Here is a 25,343-nt window from a genome sequence, read left to right as displayed (position 1 = left end):
GTTACGATGCTGGTTAACCTGACTCAAACAGGTCAACGGATCCCCTCTCATGGACAAGCTTTCGAAGACAATCAGCATTGAACACGATCCCCGCTGGGCCGCTGTGGTGGCGCGCGATCCGCGTGCCGACGGGCAATTTGTCTATGCGGTCAAAACCACTGGCATCTACTGCAGACCGAGCAGTCTGGCGCGCCTGCCGAAACCGCAGAACGTCGAGTTTTTCGACACCGCCGAACTGGCCGAAGCTGCCGGATACCGGCCGAGCAAACGCGCCAGCAAGGACCAGAATGATGCGCAGCACGCGGCGATCATCGCAGCGGCATGCCGGCAAATCGAAGCGTGCGAGACATTGCCCGCGCTCGACAGCCTCGCCGCCAGCGCCGGCCTTAGCCCTTTCCATTTTCATCGAGTATTCAAAGCCGCGACCGGCCTGACGCCCAAGGCTTACGCCACGGCGCATCGCTCACGCAAACTGCGTGCGCGCCTGGCGGACGGCGGCTCGGTGACCGACGCGCTGTATGACGCTGGCTTCAATTCCAACAGCCGCTTTTACGAATCAGCCGATCAACTGCTGGGCATGAAGCCCACCGACTATCGCGCTGCCGGGCAGAACAACGACATTCGCTTTGCCGTTGGCCAATGCTCGCTGGGGGCGATTCTGGTGGCGCAAAGCGAACGTGGGATCTGCGCGATTCTGCTCGGCGACGATCCGCATCAGCTGGTCTGCAACCTGCAGGATCAGTTTCGCAAGGCCAACCTGATCGGCGCCGACCGCGAATTTGAACAGTTGATCGCCAGCGTCGTCGGCTTTGTCGAAGCGCCCGCGACGGGCCTGAACTTGCCGCTGGATATACGCGGCACAGCGTTTCAGGAGCGCGTCTGGCAGGCGCTGCGTGAGATCCCCGCAGGCAGCACCGCAAGTTACGCCGAAATCGCGCAACGCATCAGCGCGCCGACTTCGATGCGCGCCGTGGCCCAGGCTTGCGGGGCCAACCGTTTGGCGGTGGCGATTCCCTGCCACCGCGTGGTGCGCAGTGACGGCAATCTTTCCGGCTACCGCTGGGGCGTCGAGCGCAAACGCCAACTGCTTGAGCGCGAACTCAACGATTGACGTCGACCACCACCCTGCCCCGCAGTTGCCCGGCGAGTAATCTGGGCGCGGCCTCAAGGGCTTCGCTCAAGCTGATTTCGTGACTGATCAATTGCAATAACGAGAAATCCAGATCCTTGGCCAGTCGGCCCCAGACCTCGATACGGCGCGCCTTGGGCTGGGTCACGCTGTTGATCCCGGCCAGCGTTACGCCGCGCAGAATGAACGGTGCTACCGAGGCCGGGAAATCCATGCCTTGCGCCAACCCGCATGCCGCGACCACGCCTTCCGAGCGTGTGCTGGCGCAAGCATTCGCCAGCGTATGACTACCGACCGAATCGACCACCGCCGCCCAGCGCTCTTTCGCCAACGGCTTGCCCGGTTCGGACAAGGTGGCTCGATCGATGATTTCGGCAGCACCCAATTGCTGCAGGTATTCATGCTCGGATACACGGCCGGTGGATGCCACCACGCGGTATCCCAACTTGCTGAGCAAGGCGATGGCAAAGCTGCCGACCCCGCCATTGGCGCCGGTGACCAGCACTTCGCCGTGATCCGGTGTCAGGCCATGGCGCTCCAGCGCCAGAATGCACAGCATTGCCGTGTAACCTGCGGTGCCGATGGCCATGGCTTGCGCCGGGGTGAAAGCTTCGGGCAGTGGAATCAGCCAGTCACCGTTGAGCCGAGCCTTTTGCGCCAGTCCGCCCCAGTGGCTTTCACCGACGCCCCAACCGTTGAGCAGCACCCGATCGCCCGCCTTGAAATCGGCATGCGAACTGGACTCGACAGTCCCCGCCAGATCGATCCCCGGCACCATGGGAAACTTGCGTACCACCGGGCTGCTGCCGGTGATCGCCAGGCCGTCTTTGAAATTCAGGGTGCTGTACGCGACGCTCACGCTGACGTTGCCTTCGGGCAGTTGCTGCTCATCGATTTGCTGCAGATTGGCGCGATAACCGCTGTCGTCTTTGTCGATCAGAATGGCATTGAACATGACGGCCCCTCGAAAATAATGGGAAGAAAGCGTGCCCTGAAATAACACATCGCAACACATTGCCACACTCGACTTTCGCTAAGCCACCCGCACCGACGCTGAAAAACTGCACGTAATGTTCAGAATTTCAGACTGGCCCCGCAGCCGGTTTTGCTGCTAAAACCGCTTGCCGTCCCTGCCCGTTTCATCGTTCGGAGAATTGCTTTATGAGCCAGTGGCCAGACACCCGTATCCTTGATCTTCTCGGTATCGAACTGCCGATTATCCAAGGCCCGATGGCCGGTGCGACCAATTCTTCGATGGTGATTGCCGTGTGCAATGCCGGCGGCCTCGGTTCAAAGCCGGCAGCGATGCTGAGCATCGAGCAACTGCGCGAAGAACTGAAGACGATTCGCCAGCACACCACCAAGCCGTTCAACGTCAATTTCTTCTGCCATCAGCCACCGGCGCCTGATGAGCAGCGAGCCCGGGACTGGAAAAATCTGCTCGAACCTTACTACCGCGAACTCGGTGCCGATTTCGAGGCGCCGACGCCGGTGTCCAACCGTGCTCCTTTCGACGAGACTGCGTGTGCCGTGCTCGAAGAATTCCGCCCCGAAGTGGTGAGTTTTCATTTCGGGTTGCCGGAGAAAAATCTGCTCGATCGGGTCAAGGCAACCGGGGCGAAAATCCTTTCGTCTGCCACCACGGTCGAAGAAGCGATCTGGCTGGAGCAACACGGCTGCGATGCGATCATCGCCATGGGTTATGAGGCGGGCGGGCATCGCGGGATGTTTCTCAGCGATGATCTGAGCAGCCAGGTCGGCACCTTTGCACTGGTGCCGCAGGTGGTCGACGCGGTGAAAGTGCCGGTGATTGCGGCGGGTGCGATTAGCGATGCCCGAGGCGTTGCAGCCGCGTTGATGCTCGGAGCCTCGGCGGTGCAAGTCGGCACGGCGTTTCTGTTTACCCCGGAGGCGAAGGTCAGCGCCTCGCACCACAAGGCCCTGCGCACCGCCAAGGAAAGCCAGACCGCCATCACCAACATCTTCACCGGACGTCCGGCGCGGGGCATTGTCAATCGGGCGATGCGCGAACTCGGCCCGATGTCAGCGCAAGCGCCAGCCTTTCCGTTGGCCGGCGGCGCGCTGATGCCGCTGCGAGCCAAGGATGACGCCGATTTTGCCAATCTGTGGGCCGGTCAGGCGCTGACGTTGGGCAAGGATATCGGCAGCGCTGAACTGACCCGGCAACTCGCCGAGGGCGCATTGGCGAAACTCAACCGTCATTGAATTTACGCGGCGAGCGGATTTATTCCCTCGCCACTTGGCGGCGTATCGCTATATATTTCCGTATACAGCGATTGCGCCCGTGTATCGGCGTTATCCAAAGCAAAGCATTTACCGCCGATCACGGAGCCTTTACATGACACTTGCTGCCACACGCCTCGCCCCTGCCTGTCTCGCCTCATTCCTCGCATTTTTCAGCATCGGTGCCGCGCAGGCTGACGAAGTGCAAGTGGCGGTCGCCGCCAATTTCACCGCGCCAATCCAGGCCATCGCTGCCGACTTCGAAAAAGACACCGGGCACAAACTGGTCGCCGCCTATGGTGCAACCGGCCAGTTCTACACCCAGATCAAAAACGGCGCGCCCTTCCAAGTTTTTCTCGCAGCTGACGACAGCACCCCGGCAAAGCTTGAGCAGGAAGGCGAAACCGTCAAAGGCTCGCGCTTCACCTATGCCATCGGCACCCTGGCGCTGTGGTCGGCAAAAGAAGGTTATGTCGATGCGCAGGGTGACGTGCTGAAAACCAACCAATACCAGCACTTGTCCATCGCCAACCCGAAAGCCGCGCCATACGGTCTCGCCGCCACCCAAGTGCTGGAAAAACTCCAGTTGAGCGAAGCCACGAAAAGCAAAATCGTCGAAGGCCAGAACATTACTCAGGCCTACCAGTTCGTCTCCACCGGCAACGCCGAACTGGGCTTTGTGGCGCTGTCGCAAATCTTCAAGAACGGCAAAATCAGCAGCGGCTCGGCATGGATTGTTCCGGCCACCCTGCATGATCCGATCAAACAGGACGCGGTGATCTTGAACAAAGGCAAGGACAGCGCTGCTGCCAAGGCCCTGGTCGATTATCTCAAAGGGCCGAAAGCCGCTGCGGTGATCAAGTCCTTCGGATATGAACTGTAAATGTCGCTGACCAGTGCCGACTTCGCCGCGATCTGGCTGACCCTGAAACTGGCGTCGCTGACCACCGTGATCTTGCTGATAATCGGCACACCGATCGCGTTATGGCTGTCGCGCACCTCGTCTTGGTTGCGCGGCCCGATTGGCGCCATCGTCGCCCTGCCGCTGGTGCTGCCGCCGACGGTGATCGGCTTTTATCTGTTGCTGGCGCTGGGGCCGCACGGTTTTCTCGGCCAGTTCACTCAATGGCTGGGGCTGGGCACGCTGACGTTCAGTTTCACCGGGCTGGTCATCGGCTCGGTGATCTACTCCATGCCGTTCGTGGTGCAACCGCTGCAAAACGCTTTCTCGGCAATCGGCACCCGCCCGCTGGAAGTCGCCGCGACGTTGCGCGCCAATCCCTGGGACACGTTCTTCAGCGTGATCCTGCCGCTGGCGCGCCCCGGCTTCATCACCGCAGCGATTCTCGGCTTCGCCCACACCGTCGGTGAATTCGGCGTGGTGCTGATGATCGGCGGCAACATTCCCGACAAGACCCGCGTGGTCTCGGTGCAGATTTACGACCACGTCGAAGCACTGGAATATGCCCAGGCGCACTGGCTGTCCGGGGCGATGCTGGTGTTCTCGTTTCTGGTGTTGCTGGCGCTGTATTCCAGCCGCAAAACCCGCGCAGGCTGGAGCTGATCGATGATTGATGTACGCCTGAAACGCACTTATCCGGGGTTCGAACTGGATGTTGATCTGCAAGTGCCGGGCCGGGGCGTCACTTCGCTGTTTGGCGATTCCGGCTCGGGCAAAACCACTTGCCTGCGCTGCATCGCCGGGCTGGAGCGCGCCGAGCAGGGCTTTGTGCAGATCAATGACGAGATCTGGCAGGACAGCGCCAACGGCATCTTCGTACCGCCGCATAAACGTGCGCTCGGCTACGTGTTTCAGGAAGCCAGCCTGTTCCCGCATCTGTCGGTGCTGGCCAATCTGGAGTTTGGTCTCAAACGCATCGCCAAGTCGCAACGCCGGGTCGATATCAACCAAGCGACCGAACTGCTCGGCATCGGCCATTTGCTCGAGCGCCATCCGCAGCATCTGTCCGGCGGCGAGCGGCAGCGCGTCGGCATCGCCCGCGCCCTGCTGACCAGCCCGAAACTGCTGCTGATGGACGAACCACTGGCGGCTCTCGACAGCCGGCGCAAGAGCGAAATCCTCCCATACCTGCAACGCCTGCATGACGAACTGGATATTCCGCTGCTGTACGTCAGCCATGCCCAGGATGAAGTCGCGCGTCTGGCCGATCATCTGGTGTTGCTGAGCGATGGCAAAACCCTCGCCAGCGGCCCGATCGGCGAGACCCTGGCGCGTCTGGATCTGCCTTTGGCGCTGGGCGATGACGCCGGGGTGATCATCGAAGGTCAGGTCAGCGCCTACGACGCCACCTATCAATTGCTTAGCCTGCAACTGCCGGCCACGGACATGAATATTCGCGTCACCCATGCGCACATGGCCGTGGGTCAGGCCCTGCGCTGCAAGGTGCACGCCCGCGACATCAGCCTGGCGCTGAACAACGATGCAGCCAGCAGCATTCTCAATCGTCTGCCCGTTACCGTCATCAGCGAACAGGCCGCTGACAACAGTGCCCATGTGCTGATCCGCCTCGATGCCGGCGGCACGCCGCTGCTGGCGCGGATCACCCGCTTCTCGCGTGACCAATTGGGCGTGCACCCGGGCCAGCGGCTGTGGGCGCAGATCAAGGCGGTGGCGGTGCTCGCGTAAATCATTCGGCACGACGGCCAGCGCCTGCGGTCAATCAGTTACAGACTGCCGTATGACCGAAGGAAACCGCCATGCCCGATACCGTGCTGACAGATGCCCTGCCCGCCGATCTGCATTACGTCGATGACACTCAGCCTGGTATCACCCGGAAAAAACTGCGCGGCAAGTTCGTCTATTTCGAACCGTCGGGCCAGCGCATCACCGACCCGGACGAAATCAAACGCATCAACGCCCTCGCGGTGCCGCCGGCTTACACCGATGTGTGGATCTGCGCCGACCCGCGCGGTCATCTGCAAGCCACCGGCCGCGATGCGCGCGGGCGCAAGCAGTACCGTTATCACCCGCGCTGGCGCGAAGTGCGCGACGCCGACAAATACTCGCGCCTTCGCGAATTCGGCCTGGCCCTGCCCAAACTGCGGCGCCAGCTTGAGGCGCTGCTCGACGCCCCGGGCTTCAGCCGCGACAAGGTCATGGCCACGGTCATCACCTTGCTCGACGCCACGCTGATCCGCGTCGGCAATACCCAATATGCGCGGGACAATCGCTCTTATGGCCTGACCACGCTGCGCAGCCGCCACGTCGAGGTCAATGGCAGCGCGATCCTGTTCCAGTTCCGCGGCAAGAGCGGCATCGAACACCAGATCACCGTCAAGGATCGGCGTCTGGCGCGAATCATCAAGCGCTGCCTGGAGATCCCCGGGCAGAACCTGTTTCAGTATCTTGATGAAAATGGCGAACGGCACACCGTCACCTCCTCCGACGTCAACTCCTATCTGCAAAAGCTTACCGGCGCTGAATTTACCGCCAAGGACTACCGCACCTGGGCGGGCAGCGCATTGGCTTTGGCAGTGCTGCGCGAGTTGCAGCATGAGTCGGAAACCGAGGCCAAGCGCCATGTGGTCGAAGCGGTGAAGAACGTCGCCAAACAGCTGGGCAACACGCCGGCGGTGTGCCGCAAGTGCTACATCCACCCTGCGGTGCTCGAACATTTCATGCTCGGCGCGCTCGCCGAACTGCCCCGCCCGCGCGTGCGCAAAGGCCTGCGCGCTGAGGAAGTAGCCTTGGCGATGTTTCTCGAGCGGATGTGTGAGGTGAGCGAGGCGTCCTGAGTCGCACAACCCCCCTGTAGGCTCACTCCTACAAGATTTGCCGATGAGCTGAGCTGGGTATTTTTTGCACGATCGCGCAGGGCTTCTATAGTTGATCTGAAGGTTCGCGCCATGCGGGCTTTTTGTTGCAACTCAGCCGTTTCAGCGAACGGAGGTGTTTCATGTCCGAGAAAGAGTCCATCACCACCCTCCTCACCCTGCTCGACGCCCGCCAGGCGCGCCTGGCAGCCGCCTGCAAAGAGATCGCCGACTGGGTTGATCATCAAGGCGGGCATCCGACAGCTTTGCGCATTCGCGATCGACTGCACGACATCGAGAAAGATACGCCGCTGATTCGCGATACGCTTTCGACGCTCAAGCCAATTGATCGGCCGTTGCCACGATTCAGATAGTCGAGGTTCAATTAACTTCAACAACCGGCTCGGCATCGGTGTAAGTGTTTTTCTTTATTATCCAATGCGATTGAGCGTAGCCCTTTTAGTTATATGTGCACTACTGGCCGATACAAGTTGAAAGTGCAGGCACCGCTCATCGGATCAATTAAAAAAAATCAAAACACCGTGAACCGATATGTAATCGAAGTAGGTGTCCATGACGAAAACGGACATCACTAGCGAAACGTTAATAGATATCGGAGAGCTATCATGACCACCGGAAATAAAAATACAGGTAACGCCGGCAACGATCGTGACAAGATGCAAGAGTCCGGAAAAAAAGGCGGACAGTCTGGCGGCAACTTCGCCAACGATCGTGAAAAAGCATCCGAGGCTGGTCGCAAAGGCGGACAATCCAGCCACAGTGGAGGTCGCAAGTCGTAAATGAGCGGTACAAGGGCAGCCTCGCTGCCCTTGTAATATTCGACGGAGCGCAAAGATGAACACCTCCACACATACGCCTCCAAGCCAGTTACACCAACACGAAGGCGCTGAAGTTGTAGCAGAAGCGACGCGCAGCTCCCCGGAGAAACTGCCGGACAACGCTGTGTCTCCGTGCATTGAAAGAAAACCTGGCCACCCGCAGCACAGCGATCGTGCCCAACATGAATGTTACGAGCGCAGGCAGTTGCTCGTTGACTCTGAAAACTCTCGAGAAACGCAAACGACGCCAACGTACGAACGCAGCTCCTGACTGACGAGCACCAGTCCTTGCGCAAAGAGCCCGTTTGCAGAGCCCCGGCCCGTCGAGGAAATTGCCATGCCTGTTCACGTGATTAACTTTACCGGCCCGATCAATGCTTCAACCTGCGGTCAGCTGATTGATAGAGCCTCGCGTGCGGTAAAGGAAGATGCCCCCAGGTTGATTCTGAACATCGCTACCATGGGTGGCGAATGCAGTTACGGTTTCACGATGTACAACTTTCTGATGGCGCTGCCCGTGCCGGTACACACGCATAACCTGGGAACGGTCGAGTCGATGGGCAATATCGTTTTCCTCGCCGGCCAGCGCCGCACAGCGTGCACTCATAGCAAGTTTCTGTTTCACCCTTTTCATTGGCACTTGCAGGGAGCGGTTGATCATTCGCGCATGTCGGAATATGCCATGAGCCTGGATTACGACTTGCATCTGTACGCGCAGATTGTCGCCGAGCGTACCAGTAACGGGAAAAATGCGTTGGAGACAGAAAAATACCTGACAGCGGCTCCGCGCATTATCAATCCTGAAGAAGCTTTGCATGCCGGGCTGATCACAGCGGTTGAAGACACCGAGATTCACGCAGACTTTATCTGCTCATGCATTTACTCCTGAAGCCCCTCCTGAATAACGCGTCGCTTTAGATGCGTTTCATTCTATTCAGATCGCCACTCTGAGCGGCGACATTACAAGATCATGTAGTGCATTGGCGCCTCAACTTGTACACGCCCCAACGGGCGGTATAACGCAAAACAAGCGGCGTATGCCGGTCATCCCAGCCAAAAGAATTTTCTCTGAATTATTCATTTCGCCAGACATCCCTCTTTTTAACAGCCGGAGGAAATGTATGAGCGCAGTGGACTTGTACGTGATCGAGTACCTGTTACATGGAAAGCCCAGGTCATTCGTCATTCGCACAAAAAACATGAACAACGCCGAAGCGTGGCAGTGGGCAAGTTGCGACGCAGGAATCGCGCCCATCCCGCGCCCCGGTCGGCCTCCGTTGAAACGTTTTTCCAAACCGATGGCGGAGCGCTTTGGCGTGACCGGGGTGCAATGGCGCGAGTCGGTGCCTCTGGTGTGGGAGGAGGATCACGCAAAATGAATGAGCGCACGTTGAGATTCGGTTTCGGCCGATCGTGGGATGACGAGATGGCAGAAAACGCCGCGATGTTCCGCGAGGCCGACCTGCTGGAAGAGGCGGCCTACAGAATCATTGAGCATGACGCCGACAGCCCTGAGTCTTGGGCTCGCTTCAGCGAAGCAAAAGCCTTGGCCGACGCCAAGCGAACGGCGGCCTATCAGGACTGGATGCGCATCAAGCGCGCAATGAGCAAGCCGCGCTCGAAATAGCAGCCTGGCAGGTCATGGTTTGAGGATCAGCAGCGGCTCGCCTTTCGGCACGACGTAAGTGGCCAGTTCCACGCCCTTTTCGCTGCCAATGTTTTTCGCCACATGCGCCACGCCCGCCGGAATGAACAACGAATCACCGGCCTTTAGTATTACCGGCGCCCGCCCTTCGAGCTGATACTCGAACGTGCCGCTGATGACATAGGCCACTTCCACGCCGGGATGAGCATGCCGAGGCGAGGTGACGCCAGCGTCGAAATCGATACGCGCCTGAATCACCTCGCGATTGTCAGCGCCGAGATCCTGGCGAACCAGATCAGTACGGCTCAGACCTTTCTGCCAGCTCGTCGCCGGCGCATCTGCCGCATGGGCGAAACCGGCAAGGGAGGCGAAGACAACGGCAGAAGCCAGAAACAGTGGACGGTACATGGTGGTGCCCTCTTGAACGTAGTGTTGGTGTGAGGGCTACTTTGGGCTCGGCATGTAGGGCGGATGTGTCTCGAAGGCGCAGTTTGGTGTTGCCGTGTGTATCGGCTGAGCGGTGATACACGCTTATACAAACGTGTCGCGGTCCCCGTCCGGGCCATGGTGGGAAAGAATCTGTAAACTGCCGCAATCTTCATTCACTCAAACAAGAGATGCCCATGACCAATCAAGACATCATCTTCACGCCTGATCCGGACACCGATTCGATTTCTTCCGACGTCGCCACCTTTGGCGGGATCATGGTTTCCACGCAGATTCCAACCCGCGCCGATGGCAGCCTGGAACTCGGCGGCATCACCGAGCAAAGCGAGTGCACCCTGCAAGCGCTGAAAGTCGCCTTGGAACGTGCTGGCAGTTCGATGGACCGGGTGCTGCACCTGACCATTTACCTCACCGACATGGGCGATCGCGGGGCTTTCAATGAAGTGTACAAACGCTATTTCGCCAAGCCTTGGCCAGTGCGGGCAGCGGTGGGCGTCGCCTCGCTGGCGGTTGAAGGGATGCGTGTGGAGGTGACGGCGATGGCGGCCAAGGGCTGATTTGCGAAAATACTGCGTAGGCTGCCGCCACGATTCCGGTTGCGGCGTACGCAGTGAAATACTCAAGGGCGCGCGCCAAACACAGCAGCCACCAGGATGCGGCCGTTTGGCATGCGCTGGCTCGCTCGTTGAGCGAATTGGCGTCAACGGTCTATTCACAAAACTTAAAGGGGACCACTAGCTATAACAAACAGTTTACCTTCTGATACCCGGTATGTTTGCCCGCGGTGCTCGATTTCAAAATTGAATGTTGCCGTAATCGAATCGATGCCTTCTTCGTGTTTGCGAGCAAACTCTATTGTTCCTGTTTTCGCATATAAAATTTCATGCGACATAGTCATCAATCCCGCCACAGGGCTTCCGAACCCGCCAACTTCATGTCTACCGTCCGCAAGGGAGCGATCTATCACAAATGAAATAATCTCACCCACCTCGTCCGTAAAATATTGACCAATAACGCTGAACGTCTCCTTTGTGCCGAAATAGAGATGCCGAGTAGCGGAGAATATTGGCTTGCCTATGCCCGGATGATCGGGTGAAACGACCGCTTTGTAATACACTTCGGCCGTCTTGCGAGGACGCGGTTTAAACGACGCGAAATCCGAGATACCAATCGTCGCGAAGGCGTTATTACCTTTCATGATATTAATCTCCAATGTCTTGCGTGATATAGGCCAGAGCGACTTTCCCGCTCCCACCTGATGTTCACGCTTTGGACGCGGGCGGACAACTGACAGACTTTACAGTTATGCATTGCCTCGTATTGTGCTAGTTCCTTCGTACCTGATATCGGCACGCTGATGCCGCCCAGGTGTTTCACAGGTACAATGCGCCCCTTGCCCGTGACCGCCTGACTAAAAAAACTATGTCCTTGCCCAAGCATCACCTGGAATTGCTCAGCCCTGCCCGCGATGTCGCCATTGCCCGCGAGGCCATCCTGCATGGCGCTGACGCCGTGTACATCGGCGGCCCGAGCTTCGGCGCACGCCACAACGCCTGCAACGAAGTCAGCGAAATCGCCGAACTGGTCGAGTTCGCCCGCCGTTACCACGCGCGCATCTTCACCACCATCAACACCATCCTGCACGACAACGAACTGGAGCCGGCGCGCAAGCTGATCCATCAGTTGTACGACGCCGGCGTCGATGCGCTGATCGTTCAGGACCTGGGCGTGATGGAGCTGGACATTCCGCCGATAGAGCTGCACGCCTCGACCCAGACCGACATCCGCACCCTTGAGCGAGCGAAGTTCCTCGATCAGGCCGGTTTCTCGCAGTTGGTGTTGGCCCGTGAGCTGAACCTGCAGGAAATCCGTGCCATCGCCGATGAAACCGACGCGGCCATCGAGTTCTTCATCCACGGCGCGCTGTGCGTGGCCTTCTCCGGCCAGTGCAATATTTCCCACGCGCAAACCGGCCGCAGTGCCAACCGAGGCGACTGCTCCCAGGCTTGCCGCTTGCCGTACACCTTGAAAGACGAAAAGGGTGGCGTGATCGCTTACGAAAAACACCTGCTGTCGATGAAAGACAACAACCAGAGCGCCAACATCCGCGCGCTGGTCGAAGCAGGCGTGCGTTCGTTCAAGATCGAAGGTCGCTACAAGGACATGGGCTATGTGAAGAACATCACCGCCTATTACCGCCAGCGTCTGGACGACGTGCTCGAAGACCGCCCTGACCTGGCCCGCGCCTCCAGCGGCCGCACCGTGCATTTCTTCCTGCCCGACCCGGAAAAGACCTTCCACCGTGGCAGCACCGACTATTTCGTCACCGATCGCAAGATCGACATCGGCGCCTTCGATTCGCCAACCTTCACCGGGCTGCCGGTCGGCACGGTGGAAAAAGTCGGCAAGCGTGACATGCAGGTTGTCACTCACGAGCCGCTGTCCAACGGCGACGGCCTGAACGTGCTGGTCAAGCGCGAAGTGGTCGGCTTCCGCGCCAACATCGCCGAGGCCAAAGGCGAGTTCGAAGAAGACGGCGAGAAGCGCTACCGCTACCGCGTCGAGCCGAACGAAATGCCCGAGGGCCTGTTCAAGCTGCGTCCAAGCCACCCGCTCAATCGCAACCTTGATCACAACTGGCAGCAGGCGTTGCAGAAAACTTCTTCGGAACGTCGCGTAGCCCTGAGCTGGTTCGCCCGCCTGCGCGAAGAACAGCTGGAAGTGACCGCGACCAGCGAAGAAGGCATCAGCGCCAGCGTCACCCTCAACGGGCCGTTTGGTGTCGCCAACAAGCCTGAACAAGCGCTGGAGCAATTGCGCGACCTGCTCGGCCAGCTCGGCACCACGCAGTATCACGCCACCGACATCAAGCTGGATGCGCCGCAAGCGTTCTTCATTCCCAACTCGCAGCTCAAGTCCCTGCGTCGCGAAGTGATCGAAGCGCTGACTGCGGCGCGTGTCACCGCGCATCCGCGTGGCAGCCGCAAGGCCGAAACCACACCGCCGCCGGTGTACCCGGATTCGCACCTGACCTTCCTCGCCAACGTCTACAACCAGAAGGCCCGCGACTTCTACCACCGTCACGGCGTCAAGTTGATCGACGCGGCGTACGAAGCTCACGAAGAGCCAGGCGAGGTGCCGGTGATGATCACCAAGCACTGCCTGCGTTTCTCCTTCAACCTGTGCCCGAAACAGGCCAAAGGCGTGACCGGCGTGCGCACCAAGGTCGCGCCGATGCAGTTGATCCACGGCGATGAAGTGCTTACGTTGAAGTTCGATTGCAAGCCGTGCGAGATGCACATCATCGGCAAGATGAAAGGCCACATCCTCAACCTGCCGCAGCCGGGCAGCGTGGTCGGCCACATCAGCCCTGAAGACCTGATGAAAACCATCCCGCGCGCACCGCACTAAGTGGCCGGCGTGCGCGGTGCTTCGGCATCGCGCACGCCTGCTTGGCTCCAAACGCGGTAAATCGCAGGCATAAAAAAACGCCAACTTCTTGCGAAGTTGGCGTTTTTTCGTAGATGGCAGGGGCGGCTGGATTCGAACCAACGCATGGCAGGATCAAAACCTGCTGCCTTACCGCTTGGCGACGCCCCTGTAGCTCTGATCAGCGGCTCCGTTAGGATCACTGTGAGAACGGGGCGCAATTTAACAACATTCATTTCATTTGGGAAGCCCGAAATAAATTTTTTTTTGTTTTAAAACAGCCACTTATTATTTTCGCGCGAAAACTCACCGTTTCATCGCCATGTATCACACTGTGTACGCGCCCCGCTGCTACACAACCCAATGCAAAAACGCTCTCTGGCGACACAGAGCAGATACCTCGCCACGCTTCAATGCACCCAGGGTTTCAAGGGTTCATCCAGCCCCTTGGCCACAGGCACGCAAAGGAGACGTCAGCATGAAACAGGCTCTGCACACCTCTAAAATCACCGCCGCGCTCGGCTTGTCAGTCCTGGCGCTGTCACTGTTCGGCGCCGTCGGCAGCGCTCAGGCGCAAACCACTGAACCGGCCGCCGTCAGCTATTCGGCGCCCTCGCCTTTCGGCCCGCTGAAGCACATCAAGGCTGGCTTGCTCGACGTAGCCTACGCCGAAACCGGTCCTGCCGATGGCCCGGTGGTGATCCTGCTGCACGGCTGGCCCTACGACATTCACAGCTACGACGATGTCGCACCACTGCTCGCGGCCAAGGGTTACCGCGTGCTGATGCCGTATGCACGGGGTTATGGCGACACGCAGTTCCTGTCCAAAAACACCCTGCGCAACGGCCAACCGGCGGCGCTGGCCAGCGACGTGATCGACTTCATGGACGCGCTGAAAATCAAACAAGCAGTGCTGGGCGGCTACGACTGGGGCGCGCGTTCGGCGGACATCGTCGCAGCGCTATGGCCAGAGCGCGTCAAGGCGTTGGTGGCGGTCAGCGGCTACCTGATCGGCAATCAGGCCGCCGGGCAAAACCCGCTGCCGCCGAAAGCCGAATTGCAGTGGTGGTACCAGTTCTACTTCGCCACCGAACGCGGCCGTGCCGGCTATGAAAAAAACACCCACGACTTCGCCAAACTGATCTGGCAGCTGGCTTCGCCACAGTGGAAGTTCGACGACGCCACCTTCGACCGCAGCGCCAAGGCATTGCAGAACCCCGATCACGTCGAGATCACCGTATTCAACTACCGCTGGCGTCTGGGCCTGGTGCAGGGTGAAGCGAAATATGCCGCGCTGGAAGAGAAGCTTGCGACTGCCCCGTCGATCAGCGTGCCGACGATTACCCTGGAAGGCGATGCCAATGGTGCGCCACATCCCAAGCCTGAGGACTATGCCAAGCGTTTTACCGGGAAATATCAGTTCCGGTTGATTGAGGGTGGGGTTGGGCACAATTTGCCCCAGGAAAGCCCGGCGGCGTTTGCGCAAGCTGTAATCGATGCTGATCGTCTCTGACAGACCCGCCCTCAATACCCCTCACCCTAGCCCTCTCCCGGAGGGAGAGGGAACTGATTGGGGGATATTCGAGATTTACGCCGACCTGAAAGCGCTGTATTGAATCCAAAGTCGACGTCCATCTTTCAGGTCGATGTACAGCGCAAGATACCTCGGTCGGCTCCCTCTCCCTCTGGGAGAGGGCTGGGGTGAGGGTTTTTGGGGATTGCACCGGTCGATCTATTTAACCAGCCGTTTTTCCTTCGAAGGCCGATAACCAAAGTACGAGCTGTAGCACTTGCTGAAATGGCTCGGCGAGACAAAACCACACGCCACCAGCACTTCCACCTGCGACAGCTCGGTGTGTTGCAGCAGGCGCCGTGCTTCGGTGATGCGCAGTTCCAGGTAATAGCGCTGCGGCGTGGTGCCCAGTTGCTCCTTGAACAAGCGCTCGAGCTGGCGCCGTGAGCGGCCGGCGTAGACCGCCAGTTGTTCCAGCTCCAGCGGTTCTTCGAGGTTGGCGTCCATCAGCTTGATCACTTCCCGCAACGGCGCGCTGACGCAGATGTTTTCATCCGGTTTGATTCGCCGGTAGCGCGATTCCTCGAACGCCAAAATGTCCTCGACACCCTCGACCAGCGCCTTGCCGTGCAGGCCTTTGATCCAGTCCAGCGCCATGTGGAAAGCCCCCGATGGGCTCGACGCGGTGAGCCGGTCGCGGTCGATCACATAAGGCTCGCTGCTGACGTGCGTAGCCTTGGCAATTTCCGTCAACGCGGGGCGATGTTCCGGGTGAATCGCGCAACGGTAGCCGTCGAGCAACCCGGCACGCCCGAGAAACCACGAACCGTTCCACAACCCGGCCAGACTGACGCCCCGCTCCGCCGCGAGTTTGAGCAAGTGCACAAACCCATCGCTCGCTCGCAGTTCAGTGCGATAACCGCCGCAGACCACCAGCAGATCCAATTCCTCGAGCGCTGCTGAGTCCAGACGCGCATCGGGGCGGATCACCAGCCCCAGGTCGCTGATGACCTCGCCCTCACCCAGCCCGAAGGTGCGCGAGGTAAACAGCCCCGGGCGCAACAGATTGGTAGTCACCACGGCGTCCAGCGTCTGCGTAAAGGCCGGTAGCGAAAAGTGTTCGAGCAGCAGAAAACCGGTGCGCGTCAACTGCGCGTTATCGCTTTGCTCATTCAGATAGCGGAGGTTTTTCCCCTTCATGCCTCCGCTGAATTGGCGTCGTTCGGTCAAGTTTCAATCCATCGGTCACATTGTTGTGCGCCGATAGTTGGCCGGAACCGGTAAAGAGTCAATCACGTCATCGGGCCACACCTTCAAACAACCCATGGCCGTCGCCCCGGGTATCTCAAACGATCGTATTCAACCCCGCCCCGAGCCGCCCTTCGAGACGCCCAAACAGGACGTAGTGTTGATAGCCACTGGAGAAGGCGCCTGTGGCGATTGCAGTCTTTACGTCGGCATTGAGGCGCAAATATTGCTCCTCATCGAAGTGCTCGGCGCTGACTTCACCTGTACGGCCCAGACGTTCGCTATCGATCGGCTGTTCGAGAATCGTGCGTCGTTGAAAGTCGATGATGCGATTGACCGCATGACTTTCCAGCGGCCCCTTGTTGGGCGATGCGGAGTAGATGTGCAGACCGTTCTTCGCGCAGCGGTTGCACAAGTCCACGCAGTTCTTTTGCGTGGATTTGCGACTCATCAATTCCTGCACCGGCATGTCCAGATACTTGCCGACGCTGTATTCCGCCTGATTGAAAATCGTGCAGCACAGCACGGTATTGCCATTGCAATCGAGTACCAGCCAATCATCTTTCAGGGTGCACGCCTGTTTGGGGTATTGCTTGACCAGATTGACCAGGTCTGCATACGGTGGCAACGCCAGGCGCTTGAGGGTTTCCCGGTCCGTGTCGGTGACCGAGGCAGCGTCTTCGACGATGGCGAAGGTTTTTTCCAGCGGCATCATCACCGAGTAGCCGGTGGAGAAATTGAAACCCAGGCGCTCGCTGAACTCGCGCACCAGCCCCTCTTCTTCGAGGTTATCCAGATAGCGGTGGTAATAGACCTCGATAAGCGTATTCAGGCCGTGACGCTGCTTGAGGTCATGCAGCTTGATCATGTTCTGCTTGACCACTTCGATGTCGCCGCCGACATGCCCTTGGCGGTAGGTGTCCTGGTGGAACCCGGACAGGGAGACACGGAAGAACCAGGGATTGGCGAGCATCGCGCTTTCAATGTTCTTGGCCAGGTTCAAGTTGGAGCTGATGCCGCTTTGCAGACCTGCAGCGTTAATGATTTCGACGAACTCACCGATGCGCGGGTGAATCAACGGCTCGGTCCAGTTGTACAAAAAGATCGCCTTGACCCCTTCACGCCGTGCCTTATCGACAATCTGCGTGAACATATCGAGCTGCATGGCTTTCTTGAAATTGGCATTTTCCGAATTACCCATCGGGCATGACGGGCAGCTCAGATTGCAGGCGCCGACGATATCGATGTACATATTCATTACGCGCATAGCTCCTTGGGTCGAACGTGCGCCTCTCATCACGAGCACGTTCGGGTCGCCGGGCTGGTTGTTTTTCTGACGACTTGCCTTCACGTAAAGCAATAAGCGCACCAGAGCCCTACGCCATTAACGCCACAATCCAGTCGATAAACACCCGCAATTTCAAGCTGACATGCCGGTTCGGCGGATACGCGACGTAAAGCGGCATGCTTTCCAGGCGCCAGCCCTCAAACAACGGCACGAGCTCGCCGCGCGCGACATGCGCATCGGCCATATACGTCGGCAACCACAACACCCCCATGCCCGCCAGTCCCGCCGCTAGATAGGCATTGCCGTCATCTACCGCAAGCACATGCCGGCCCTTGATCTGCAAGCGCTCGGTGCCGTTGTGCAACGTGTACGGAAGAGGTTTACCAGTGCGAGCCCAAAGAAACGCGACCACCCGATGATGGGAGTCTTCCAGTTCGCGTGGATGGTCGGGCGTACCTTCGCGAGCCAGATAAGCCGGCGCGGCAAATACCCCCAATGGTAGATCGGCGAGCTTGCGCGCCATCAGCGATTGATCGAGCAATTCGCCGCCGCGCACCACGCAATCGACGTTCTCATCGATGATGTCGACGATGCGGTCGCTGACGCCCATGTCGATCTGGATGTCCGGGTAGCGCGCATGAAACTCCGGCAACGCCGGCACCAGAATGTGCCGCGCGAACGGGCTCGGCACGTCGATGCGCAAGCGCCCCCGTGGCCGTGCGGCGGCACCGGGCAGGCTGGTTTCGGCGTCGTCCATGTCGGCCAGCAACTTGATCACCCGCTCGTAATACGCCGCACCATCGGCGGTGACGTTGACCTTGCGCGTAGTGCGATTGAGCAGCTTGACCCGCAGCCGCGCCTCCAGCTGCTGCACCAGTTGCGTCACCGTGGTCTTGCTCATGTGCAGGGTTTCGGCAGCTTTGGTGAAACTGCCCGCCTCGACCACCCGGGCAAAGGCCTGCATCGCATCGAACCGGTCCATCCGCGCCCCTCGATTGTTTGGAATTTGCAAACAGTGAACGCCAAGCTTGCGCGTTTATCCAGCAGCTGCAAACACCTAAAGTCACCCCATCAACCACTGATGGAGTCAGCCCCATGTCCAAGCGCGATGTAGTTTTTCCACCTGCCCGCCACGCCCTGTATGAACGTCACCGTTACTCGCCGGCGATTCGCTCCAACGGTTTCCTGTTTGTCTCCGGACAAGTCGGCAGCCGTGAGGATGGCTCGCCCGAGGCCAATCTGCGCGATCAGGTGCGCACCGCCTTCCACAACCTCAACGCGATCCTCGCTGCGGCCGGTTGCAGCTTCGATGATGCGGTGGATGTCACCGTGTTCATGGTCGATCCGCACTCGACGTTCGAAACGATCTGGACTGTGGTGCCGGAGTTTTGGGGCGAAGCGCCGTTTCCGACCATCACCGCTGTCGGCGTGACCTGGCTGGCGGGTTTCGATTTCGAGATCAAGGTGATTGCCAAACTGCCCGAGGCGGCTTGACCACAACCGTACACAAACAGACACACCGCGCCGGCACGGAGGCTGGCCAATCTCCTCGCGAATGCGTATAACCTCGCCGTTTCGTCTACCCTGACGTGGCGCGCCGCCCGGTAGCGGCTGCCCTTCGAATGTTGACGCTTACGAAACGGAGAATTCTATGTTCAAGCGTACCCTCGCCCTCACCGCCGGTCTGGCGCTGTCCTTTTCTGCCCTGATGACGCAAGCCGCTGATGTCCTGCGCGTCAGCGCGATTCCCGACGAAGCCCCGACCGAGCTGCTGCGCAAGTTCGAACCACTGGGTGCCTATCTTGAGCAGCAGTTGGGCATGAAGGTGCAGTTTGTGCCTGTCGCCGACTACCCGGCGGTGGTTGAAGCGCTGGCCACCGATCGCCTCGACATGGCCTGGCTCGGCGGTTTCACTTTTGTGCAGGCTCGTTTGAAGACCGACGCCACTACACCAGTGATCCCGCTGGTGCAGCGCGAACAGGATGCGCAGTTCACCAGCAAATTCATCACCGCCGACCCGAACGTGAAAAGCCTCGCCGACCTGAAGGGCAAGACCTTCGCCTTCGGTTCGGTGTCGTCCACCTCGGGCAGTCTGATGCCGCGTTACTTCATGCTGAAGAACGACGGCATCAAGCCTGAAGGCTATTTCAGCCGTGTCGCCTACTCCGGCGCGCATGACGCCACCGTTGCCTGGGTGCAGGCCGGCAAGGTCGACGCTGGTGTATTGAACGCCAGCGTCTGGCAGAAACTGGTCGACGCCGGCAAGGTCGACACCAACAAGGTCAAAGTCTTCGCCACCACGCCGACCTACTTCGATTACAACTGGACCGTGCGCGGCACCCTTGATCCGAAGCTGGCCGCGAAGATCAAGCAAGCCTTCCTCGACCTCGACCCGGCCAATCCTGAGCAGAAGAAGATCCTCGATCTGCAGGCCGCCAGTCGCTTCATCGAGACCAAGCCCGAGAACTACAAGGGCATCGAGGAAGCCGCCCGCGCCGCCGAACTGCTGAAATGACCCTACGCCTCACCCAGGGCAGCCTGCGCCATGCCAATGGCGTCGATGCCCTTCGTAACATCGACGTGCAGATTGGCGCTGGCGAACAGGTCGCAATCATCGGCCCGTCCGGCGCTGGCAAGTCGAGCCTGCTCAATCTGCTGGCCACCGCGCTCAAGCCCAGCAGTGGCGACATCGAAGTGCTTGGCGAACGCGCCTGGCACTTGTCGGCGCACCAGCGGCAGCGCCTGCGTGCGCGCATCGGCCTGGTGCATCAGGCGCCGCCGATTCCGCCGCGTCAGCGGGTCATTACGGCGGTGCTGGCCGGCAAGCTCGGTCAGTGGAGTCTGGGCAAAAGTCTGCTGAACCTGCTGCATCCACTGGATGTGGCGGGCGCTCGCGCGGCGTTGGCGCGGCTGGATCTGGGCGACAAACTGTTCGCCCATTGCCAGCAGTTGTCCGGCGGGCAATTGCAGCGCGTCGGCATTGCGCGAGTGCTGTATCAGGCGCCGGAAATATTGCTTGCCGACGAACCTGTCTCGGCCATGGACCCGGTGCTTGCCGGCCATACGCTGTCGATCCTTTCGCGCCATGCCCGCGAGCACAACGTCACGCTGGTGGCGAGCCTGCACGCGGTGGATCTGGCGCTGGAACACTTTCCACGGATCATCGGTTTGCGCGACGGGCAGATTCTTTTTGATTGCCCATCCGATCAAGTTAGCCGCGACAAGCTCGATGCGCTGTACGCCAATGAACAACTGCAATCGCCAGCGCCGGCGGTCGCGCCTTTGATTGTGCAGATTCCGCGATGCTGAAAGCCGATTCACGGGACCCGGCGGCGTGGCCGCGATTGTTGCTGACGCTGCTGGCGCTGGCCCTGCTGTGGCCGGGCATTCAGCTCAGCGAGCTGGACCTGGGCGTGCTGTTTCAGGCCGATAGCCAGAACGAAATGGGCCGTTTCGTTTCGGCATTCTGGCCACCCGCGCATGATCAAGCGTTCCTGCAACTGCTGCTCAAAGCCACCCTGCAAACCCTGGCGATTGCCACGGCGGGCATGGCCTTGGCGTTGCTGCTGGCGGTGCCGGCGAGCCTGATCGCCAGTCGCGCGTTGTCGCTCTCGGCGGCGTCACGGGGCGGCGTGCCGAGCCTGCCCGGGCGCTTGCTGCGCTGGCCGGTACGCGGCTTGCTGATCTTTTTGCGCAGCGTGCCGGAGATCGTCTGGGCGCTGTTGTTCGTGCGCGCGGTCGGCCTCGGCCCGGCGGCTGGCGTGTTGGCCATCGCCATCACCTACAGCGGCATGCTCGGCAAGGTCTACGCAGAAATTTTCGAATCCACCGACCAACGCCCGGCGCACGCATTGTTGCAGGCCGGCAGCGGTCGACTGGCGGCGTTTGCCTACGGCACGCTGCCGAATGTCGCCGCCGAACTGCTCTCGTACACGGTGTATCGCTGGGAGTGCGCGATCCGTGCCTCAGTGGTGATGGGCTTTGTCGGTGCCGGTGGGCTGGGGCAACAGATCGACCTGTCGATCCGCATGTTCGCCGGCGGTGAAGTCGCCAGCATGTTGCTGACGTTCCTGCTGCTGGTGCTGTGCGCCGATCAACTCAGCCGCTTGCTGCGCTGGAGGCTGGCATGAGGCGCCTGATCAACCTGCTGCTGCTCGCCGCCATTGCGGTCGCGGTGGTCGCCTCTTTTGCCTATCTGGAACTGGATCTCGCCGAACTCGGCAGCGCCAACAGCCTCAAGCAGATGGGCAGTTATGTGCAGCGTTTTCTAAGTCCCGACTTGAGCGCCGGTTACCTGAAAGCCATTGCCCACGGTTCGCTGGAAACTCTCGCTATGTCAGCCCTCGGCACCCTGCTTGCGGCACTGTTCGGCATCGTTCTCGCGCTGCCCGCTGCCGGGCGTTTCGGCTGGCAGCTGCAAAGTGCGGCGCGCCTGCTGCTCAACGGCTTGCGGGCGATTCCAGAGCTGGTTTGGGCGGCGCTGATGGTGCTTGCCGCCGGTCTCGGACCGAACGCCGGCACCCTCGCCCTTGCCCTGCACACCACTGGGGTGCTCGGTCGGCTATTTGCCGAAGCATTGGAAAACACTCCGCCACAACCGGCCGAGGCGATCCGTTTGCAGGGCGGCAATCCGATCCTCGCGTTCTGCTACGGCACCCTGCCTAACCTTGCCCCGCAACTGCTCGCCTACTGCCTGTATCGCTGGGAAAACAACATCCGCATGGCCAGCGTGCTGGGCTTTGTCGGTGCTGGCGGCCTGGGCCAGATGCTGTATGTCAGCTTGAGTCTGTTCCAGGAAGCCCAGGCCAGTACGGTGATTCTGGCGATGCTGTTGCTGGTGTTTCTGGTCGATTGGTTGAGCGCCTGGAGCCGGCAGCGTTGGGTCAAAGCGTAGGCCGAGTGGATATCTGGCAAAAGCTGATTATGCTTCAGGAAACCTTGCAGCCCTGCGAGGCGGTCAGACTGTGCAAGCTTCACGCTAGAGCAACGGCGGCAGATGCCAACGGGCCAGAGTGCGACAGGCAGTAACGGGGGACTCCGGCCTACAACAATAAGCACGACGGAGAACACCCATGGCCACAATCGACACAGCATCCACCGGCACGCCACCGCGCAGCGGCGGTATCACGAAGGAGGAGCGCAAGGTCATCTTCGCTTCCTCGCTGGGCACGGTTTTCGAGTGGTACGACTTTTACCTCTACGGCTCGCTGGCGGCGATCATCGCCAAACACTTCTTCGCCGGCGTCAACGAAACCACCGCATTCATCTTTGCCCTGCTGGCCTTCGCCGCCGGGTTTGCGGTGCGGCCGTTCGGCGCCATCGTCTTCGGGCGTCTGGGTGACATGATCGGGCGCAAACACACGTTTCTGATCACCATCGTGATCATGGGCGTGTCCACAGCAATCGTCGGCTTGCTGCCCGGCTACGCCACCATTGGCGTGGCTGCCCCGGTGATTCTGATCACCCTGCGTCTGCTGCAAGGCCTGGCGCTGGGTGGCGAATACGGTGGCGCAGCGACCTACGTGGCCGAGCACGCGCCACGCAACCGTCGTGGCTTTTTCACTTCGTGGATTCAAACCACCGCCACCCTCGGTCTGTTCATGTCCTTGCTGGTGATTCTCGCCTGCCGCACGGCGCTGGGTAACGAGGCGTTCGAAGCGTGGGGCTGGCGGATTCCGTTTCTGCTGTCGATCATTCTGCTGGCCGTGTCGGTGTACATCCGCCTGCAACTGAGCGAGTCGCCGGTATTCCAGAAAATGAAGGACGAAGGCAAGGCCTCGAAAGCGCCGCTGACCGAATCCTTTGCGCGCTGGGACAATCTCAAAGTGGTGATCATGTCGCTGCTCGGAGGCACCGCCGGGCAAGCAGTGGTCTGGTACACCGGGCAGTTCTATGCGCTGTTCTTCCTGTTGCAAACATTGAAGATCGACGCGCAGACCGCCAACCTGCTGATCGCCGGATCGCTACTGATCGGCACACCGTTCTTCGTGATTTTCGGCAGCCTGTCCGATCGCATCGGGCGCAAACCGATCATCATGGCCGGGTGCATTCTGGCTGCTTTGACCTACTTTCCGATCTTTACTGCGCTGACCCAGTACGGCAACCCGGACGTGTTCGTTGCTCAGGAAAAAAATCCGGTCAAGGTGATCGCCAATCCTGATCAGTGTTCGTTCCAGTTCGATCCGGTGGGCAAGGCCAGATTCACCAGCTCCTGTGACCTGGCGAAAACGTTGCTGGCGAAACGCGCGATCCCTTATGAGAACGTCGCTGCCGAACCGAACACGGTCGCGCAGGTGCGCATAGGTGACCGCGTTGTCGAGAGCTTCGAAGGCAGCGCCCTCACCGCCGCCGACTTCAAGGCCCGCAACGACGCCTTCACCGCCAACCTCGGCGCGGCGTTGAAAGACGCCGGTTACCCGGAAAAAGCCGACCCGGCGAAAATCAATTACCCGATGATGCTGCTCCTGCTCACCGTGCTGGTGATCTACGTGACCATGGTCTACGGCCCGATAGCCGCGTGGCTGGTCGAGCTGTTCCCGACGCGCATCCGCTACACCTCGATGTCGCTGCCCTACCACATCGGCAACGGCTGGTTCGGCGGCTTCCTGCCGACCGTGGCGTTCGCCATGGTCGCCGCCACCGGTGACATCTACTACGGGCTCTGGTACCCGATCGTCATTGCAGTGGCGACGGCAATACTCGGCACGTTCTTCCTGCCGGAAACCAAGGATCGCGACATTCTCAAGGACTGAAAAAAGCCGCAGTGCCCTCTCCTGCGTGAGAGGGCCTCGCAGCTGAAAAATTTCGAACGTCTGCCGCCGCGCTGTCTCCAATGTGTACACCCACAGGAGGCCAGCGCCATGAACCCCAACGACGACAAAACCCCCAACGCCCCACCCACCGATGCCAGCGGCAAACCGGTGAACGTGGTCGAGCGCGATCTGCAGGACCGCGACGGCAAAACCGAAGGCGTGGACAAAATCATCACGCCGTCTTCCACTCGGGTCAAAGAGCAGGAAGCTGAAGAGCTACAGCGCAAAGTCGATGAGATCGAGCGTAAGGTTGCAGACGGTAACTGAGTGCAGCGTGGCTGTGGCCGCGGCGTTGAGCGGCGGCTGTCAGCCCGATGACCAAAAGCTGATTTCCTACAGAATTGAACTACACAGCTGATCGACTTCACGTGCATCACAAGCGAAGCGTCTGACAGATTTGCATCGTCTGTTTGCGGATGATGCCTCCCTCGTCCCGCCAGTGACGACAACGAGCCCACATCCCCTTAGACTGCTTCACATTGATCATGGAGGTCATGATGAGCGCTGAACTTTCACTTATCGTTTCAGACTTCGAAACCGAAGAAGAGGCTGCGGATTACGATCTTTGGTATCGCGCCAAGGTACAAGCCGCACTTGATGATCCACGTCCGCCTATCCCCCACGATGAGGCAATGGTGCTGCTAGGTCAGATGCTGGAAGAGAGACGCAAGAATCGACGCGCTGCCGGTTAGCTGGAGTAAACCGGCTCTTGGAGACCTGGCTGACATCATCGAATACGTAGAACAACGCAACACTGTCGCTTCAGTTGCACTGCACCAAAGGCTCAGCGCCGCAGCGCGAAGGCTTTCCTGGATACCGCATGGTTTCCGCTCCGGCCGAATACCGGGCACTCGCGAAATGGTCATCAACTCGAATTATTTACTGGTCTATCAGGTGACAGACCACATCAAAATTCTGACCGTGCTGCACGCCCGAAAAAAATATCCATAACCATTCATAAAAAAAGGCGGCCAA

General features: G+C 59.7%; 28 protein-coding genes, 1 tRNA gene and 1 pseudogene. 23 read left to right on the top strand and 7 right to left on the bottom strand.

The features are described from left to right. Nucleotides 1–49: 49 nt before the first annotated feature. Nucleotides 50–1,111, top strand: coding sequence for a bifunctional DNA-binding transcriptional regulator/O6-methylguanine-DNA methyltransferase Ada (ada, locus tag ACV8MC_RS18925; RefSeq protein ID WP_457262980.1), 1,062 nt, complete (start codon nucleotides 50–52; stop codon nucleotides 1,109–1,111). Here ada and acuI read toward each other — a convergent pair. After that, nucleotides 1,101–2,084, bottom strand: a complete 984-nt coding sequence (gene acuI, locus ACV8MC_RS18920; RefSeq protein ID WP_457262979.1) for an acrylyl-CoA reductase (NADPH) — start codon at nucleotides 2,082–2,084, stop codon at nucleotides 1,101–1,103. The two genes, ada and acuI, sit on opposite strands and share 11 nt — an antisense overlap. Before the next feature lie 206 nt (nucleotides 2,085–2,290). On the opposite strand from acuI, the gene ACV8MC_RS18915 reads away from it, so the two are divergent. From ACV8MC_RS18915 to ACV8MC_RS18870, 10 genes and pseudogenes are all read left to right on the top strand, one after another. Further along, the gene (locus ACV8MC_RS18915) at nucleotides 2,291–3,355 is read left to right on the top strand and encodes an NAD(P)H-dependent flavin oxidoreductase (RefSeq protein ID WP_457262977.1); all 1,065 of its coding nucleotides are present in this window, start codon (nucleotides 2,291–2,293) and stop codon (nucleotides 3,353–3,355) included. A 133-nt stretch (nucleotides 3,356–3,488) separates the two neighbouring features. After that, nucleotides 3,489–4,256 (top strand): molybdate ABC transporter substrate-binding protein, encoded by a 768-nt coding sequence (gene modA / locus ACV8MC_RS18910; RefSeq protein WP_457262975.1) that lies wholly within the window; start codon nucleotides 3,489–3,491, stop codon nucleotides 4,254–4,256. Next, nucleotides 4,257–4,937, top strand: coding sequence for a molybdate ABC transporter permease subunit (gene modB / locus ACV8MC_RS18905; RefSeq protein WP_457262973.1), 681 nt, complete (start codon nucleotides 4,257–4,259; stop codon nucleotides 4,935–4,937). Between the two features lie 3 nt (nucleotides 4,938–4,940). Beyond that, nucleotides 4,941–6,020 (top strand): molybdenum ABC transporter ATP-binding protein, encoded by a 1,080-nt coding sequence (modC, locus tag ACV8MC_RS18900; protein WP_423519486.1) that lies wholly within the window; start codon nucleotides 4,941–4,943, stop codon nucleotides 6,018–6,020. Between the two features lie 71 nt (nucleotides 6,021–6,091). Continuing rightward, nucleotides 6,092–7,129, top strand: a complete 1,038-nt coding sequence (locus ACV8MC_RS18895; protein WP_457262971.1) for a DNA topoisomerase IB — start codon at nucleotides 6,092–6,094, stop codon at nucleotides 7,127–7,129. A gap of 161 nt (nucleotides 7,130–7,290) precedes the next feature. Continuing rightward, a complete protein-coding gene (locus ACV8MC_RS18890) occupies nucleotides 7,291–7,521 on the top strand; it encodes a hypothetical protein (RefSeq protein ID WP_076562638.1) in 231 nt (76 codons plus the stop codon). A 309-nt stretch (nucleotides 7,522–7,830) separates the two neighbouring features. Beyond that, nucleotides 7,831–7,947 (top strand): annotated as a pseudogene (locus ACV8MC_RS18885) (general stress protein); the annotation flags it as partial. A gap of 376 nt (nucleotides 7,948–8,323) precedes the next feature. Then, nucleotides 8,324–8,875, top strand: a complete 552-nt coding sequence (locus tag ACV8MC_RS18880; protein ID WP_150635128.1) for an ATP-dependent Clp protease proteolytic subunit — start codon at nucleotides 8,324–8,326, stop codon at nucleotides 8,873–8,875. Between the two features lie 232 nt (nucleotides 8,876–9,107). Next, nucleotides 9,108–9,365 (top strand): DUF6555 family protein, encoded by a 258-nt coding sequence (locus ACV8MC_RS18875; RefSeq protein WP_056789607.1) that lies wholly within the window; start codon nucleotides 9,108–9,110, stop codon nucleotides 9,363–9,365. Continuing rightward, nucleotides 9,362–9,613 (top strand): hypothetical protein, encoded by a 252-nt coding sequence (locus tag ACV8MC_RS18870; protein WP_423662077.1) that lies wholly within the window; start codon nucleotides 9,362–9,364, stop codon nucleotides 9,611–9,613. Before ACV8MC_RS18875 ends, ACV8MC_RS18870 begins: the two co-directional genes overlap by 4 nt. 12 nt (nucleotides 9,614–9,625) lie before the next feature. Here the strand turns inward: ACV8MC_RS18870 and ACV8MC_RS18865 are convergent, their stop codons facing one another. Next, nucleotides 9,626–10,039: a cupin domain-containing protein gene (locus tag ACV8MC_RS18865; RefSeq protein ID WP_056789598.1), complete on the bottom strand. Its 414-nt coding sequence runs from the start codon at nucleotides 10,037–10,039 to the stop codon at nucleotides 9,626–9,628. Between the two features lie 215 nt (nucleotides 10,040–10,254). Between ACV8MC_RS18865 and ACV8MC_RS18860 the strand changes: the two genes are divergently transcribed. After that, the gene (locus ACV8MC_RS18860; protein ID WP_252867700.1) at nucleotides 10,255–10,635 is read left to right on the top strand and encodes a RidA family protein; all 381 of its coding nucleotides are present in this window, start codon (nucleotides 10,255–10,257) and stop codon (nucleotides 10,633–10,635) included. A gap of 164 nt (nucleotides 10,636–10,799) precedes the next feature. Here the strand turns inward: ACV8MC_RS18860 and ACV8MC_RS18855 are convergent, their stop codons facing one another. After that, nucleotides 10,800–11,276, bottom strand: a complete 477-nt coding sequence (locus ACV8MC_RS18855) for a hypothetical protein (protein ID WP_252886308.1) — start codon at nucleotides 11,274–11,276, stop codon at nucleotides 10,800–10,802. Between the two features lie 224 nt (nucleotides 11,277–11,500). Between ACV8MC_RS18855 and ACV8MC_RS18850 the strand changes: the two genes are divergently transcribed. Beyond that, on the top strand, nucleotides 11,501–13,489 hold the full coding sequence (locus ACV8MC_RS18850; RefSeq protein WP_457262967.1) for a peptidase U32 family protein: 1,989 nt from the start codon (nucleotides 11,501–11,503) through the stop codon (nucleotides 13,487–13,489). Nucleotides 13,490–13,603: 114 nt separating this feature from the next. Here ACV8MC_RS18850 and ACV8MC_RS18845 read toward each other — a convergent pair. After that, a tRNA-Gln gene (locus tag ACV8MC_RS18845) sits at nucleotides 13,604–13,678 on the bottom strand. A 307-nt stretch (nucleotides 13,679–13,985) separates the two neighbouring features. Here ACV8MC_RS18845 and ACV8MC_RS18840 point away from each other — a divergent pair. Beyond that, nucleotides 13,986–15,020, top strand: a complete 1,035-nt coding sequence (locus ACV8MC_RS18840; protein WP_252882140.1) for an alpha/beta fold hydrolase — start codon at nucleotides 13,986–13,988, stop codon at nucleotides 15,018–15,020. Between the two features lie 219 nt (nucleotides 15,021–15,239). Here ACV8MC_RS18840 and ACV8MC_RS18835 read toward each other — a convergent pair whose 3' ends face one another. The 3 genes from ACV8MC_RS18835 to ACV8MC_RS18825 form a co-directional block, all read right to left on the bottom strand. After that, nucleotides 15,240–16,250, bottom strand: coding sequence for a GlxA family transcriptional regulator (locus ACV8MC_RS18835; protein ID WP_177342730.1), 1,011 nt, complete (start codon nucleotides 16,248–16,250; stop codon nucleotides 15,240–15,242). Between the two features lie 115 nt (nucleotides 16,251–16,365). Then, nucleotides 16,366–17,526 (bottom strand): radical SAM protein, encoded by a 1,161-nt coding sequence (locus tag ACV8MC_RS18830; protein WP_457262965.1) that lies wholly within the window; start codon nucleotides 17,524–17,526, stop codon nucleotides 16,366–16,368. Between the two features lie 118 nt (nucleotides 17,527–17,644). Further along, the gene (locus ACV8MC_RS18825) at nucleotides 17,645–18,538 is read right to left on the bottom strand and encodes a LysR family transcriptional regulator (RefSeq protein WP_056789579.1); all 894 of its coding nucleotides are present in this window, start codon (nucleotides 18,536–18,538) and stop codon (nucleotides 17,645–17,647) included. Between the two features lie 113 nt (nucleotides 18,539–18,651). On the opposite strand from ACV8MC_RS18825, the gene ACV8MC_RS18820 reads away from it, so the two are divergent. From ACV8MC_RS18820 to ACV8MC_RS18780, 9 genes are all read left to right on the top strand, one after another. Then, complete coding sequence (locus ACV8MC_RS18820) at nucleotides 18,652–19,050, top strand: RidA family protein (RefSeq protein ID WP_252886310.1); 399 nt, start codon at nucleotides 18,652–18,654, stop codon at nucleotides 19,048–19,050. Nucleotides 19,051–19,207: 157 nt separating this feature from the next. After that, nucleotides 19,208–20,071, top strand: a complete 864-nt coding sequence (locus tag ACV8MC_RS18815; RefSeq protein WP_041480134.1) for a putative selenate ABC transporter substrate-binding protein — start codon at nucleotides 19,208–19,210, stop codon at nucleotides 20,069–20,071. Next, on the top strand, nucleotides 20,068–20,865 hold the full coding sequence (locus ACV8MC_RS18810; RefSeq protein WP_252876410.1) for a phosphonate ABC transporter ATP-binding protein: 798 nt from the start codon (nucleotides 20,068–20,070) through the stop codon (nucleotides 20,863–20,865). The genes ACV8MC_RS18815 and ACV8MC_RS18810 overlap by 4 nt, the downstream gene beginning before the upstream one ends. Next, nucleotides 20,859–21,686 (top strand): PhnE/PtxC family ABC transporter permease, encoded by an 828-nt coding sequence (locus tag ACV8MC_RS18805; protein ID WP_150635119.1) that lies wholly within the window; start codon nucleotides 20,859–20,861, stop codon nucleotides 21,684–21,686. The genes ACV8MC_RS18810 and ACV8MC_RS18805 overlap by 7 nt, the downstream gene beginning before the upstream one ends. After that, complete coding sequence (gene phnE, locus ACV8MC_RS18800) at nucleotides 21,683–22,450, top strand: phosphonate ABC transporter, permease protein PhnE (protein ID WP_457262962.1); 768 nt, start codon at nucleotides 21,683–21,685, stop codon at nucleotides 22,448–22,450. The genes ACV8MC_RS18805 and phnE overlap by 4 nt, the downstream gene beginning before the upstream one ends. A gap of 178 nt (nucleotides 22,451–22,628) precedes the next feature. Then, entirely contained in the window at nucleotides 22,629–24,308 is a 1,680-nt protein-coding gene (locus ACV8MC_RS18795; protein WP_038861763.1) for an MFS transporter, read from the top strand. Between the two features lie 108 nt (nucleotides 24,309–24,416). Further along, nucleotides 24,417–24,635 carry a hypothetical protein gene (locus ACV8MC_RS18790; protein WP_056789562.1) on the top strand — a complete coding sequence of 73 codons (219 nt, stop codon included), beginning with the start codon at nucleotides 24,417–24,419 and terminating at the stop codon, nucleotides 24,633–24,635. Between the two features lie 230 nt (nucleotides 24,636–24,865). After that, a complete protein-coding gene (gene relB / locus ACV8MC_RS18785; protein ID WP_056789559.1) occupies nucleotides 24,866–25,060 on the top strand; it encodes a type II toxin-antitoxin system RelB family antitoxin in 195 nt (64 codons plus the stop codon). Next, complete coding sequence (locus tag ACV8MC_RS18780) at nucleotides 25,041–25,319, top strand: type II toxin-antitoxin system RelE/ParE family toxin (RefSeq protein WP_353187844.1); 279 nt, start codon at nucleotides 25,041–25,043, stop codon at nucleotides 25,317–25,319. The genes relB and ACV8MC_RS18780 overlap by 20 nt, the downstream gene beginning before the upstream one ends. Nucleotides 25,320–25,343: the final 24 nt, after the last annotated feature.

The sequence above is a fragment of the Pseudomonas sp. PK-RTE-24 genome (assembly GCF_054052265.1).
Note: the sequence above shows the minus strand (reverse complement) of the source record. Positions and strands in the feature narration are given on the sequence as shown.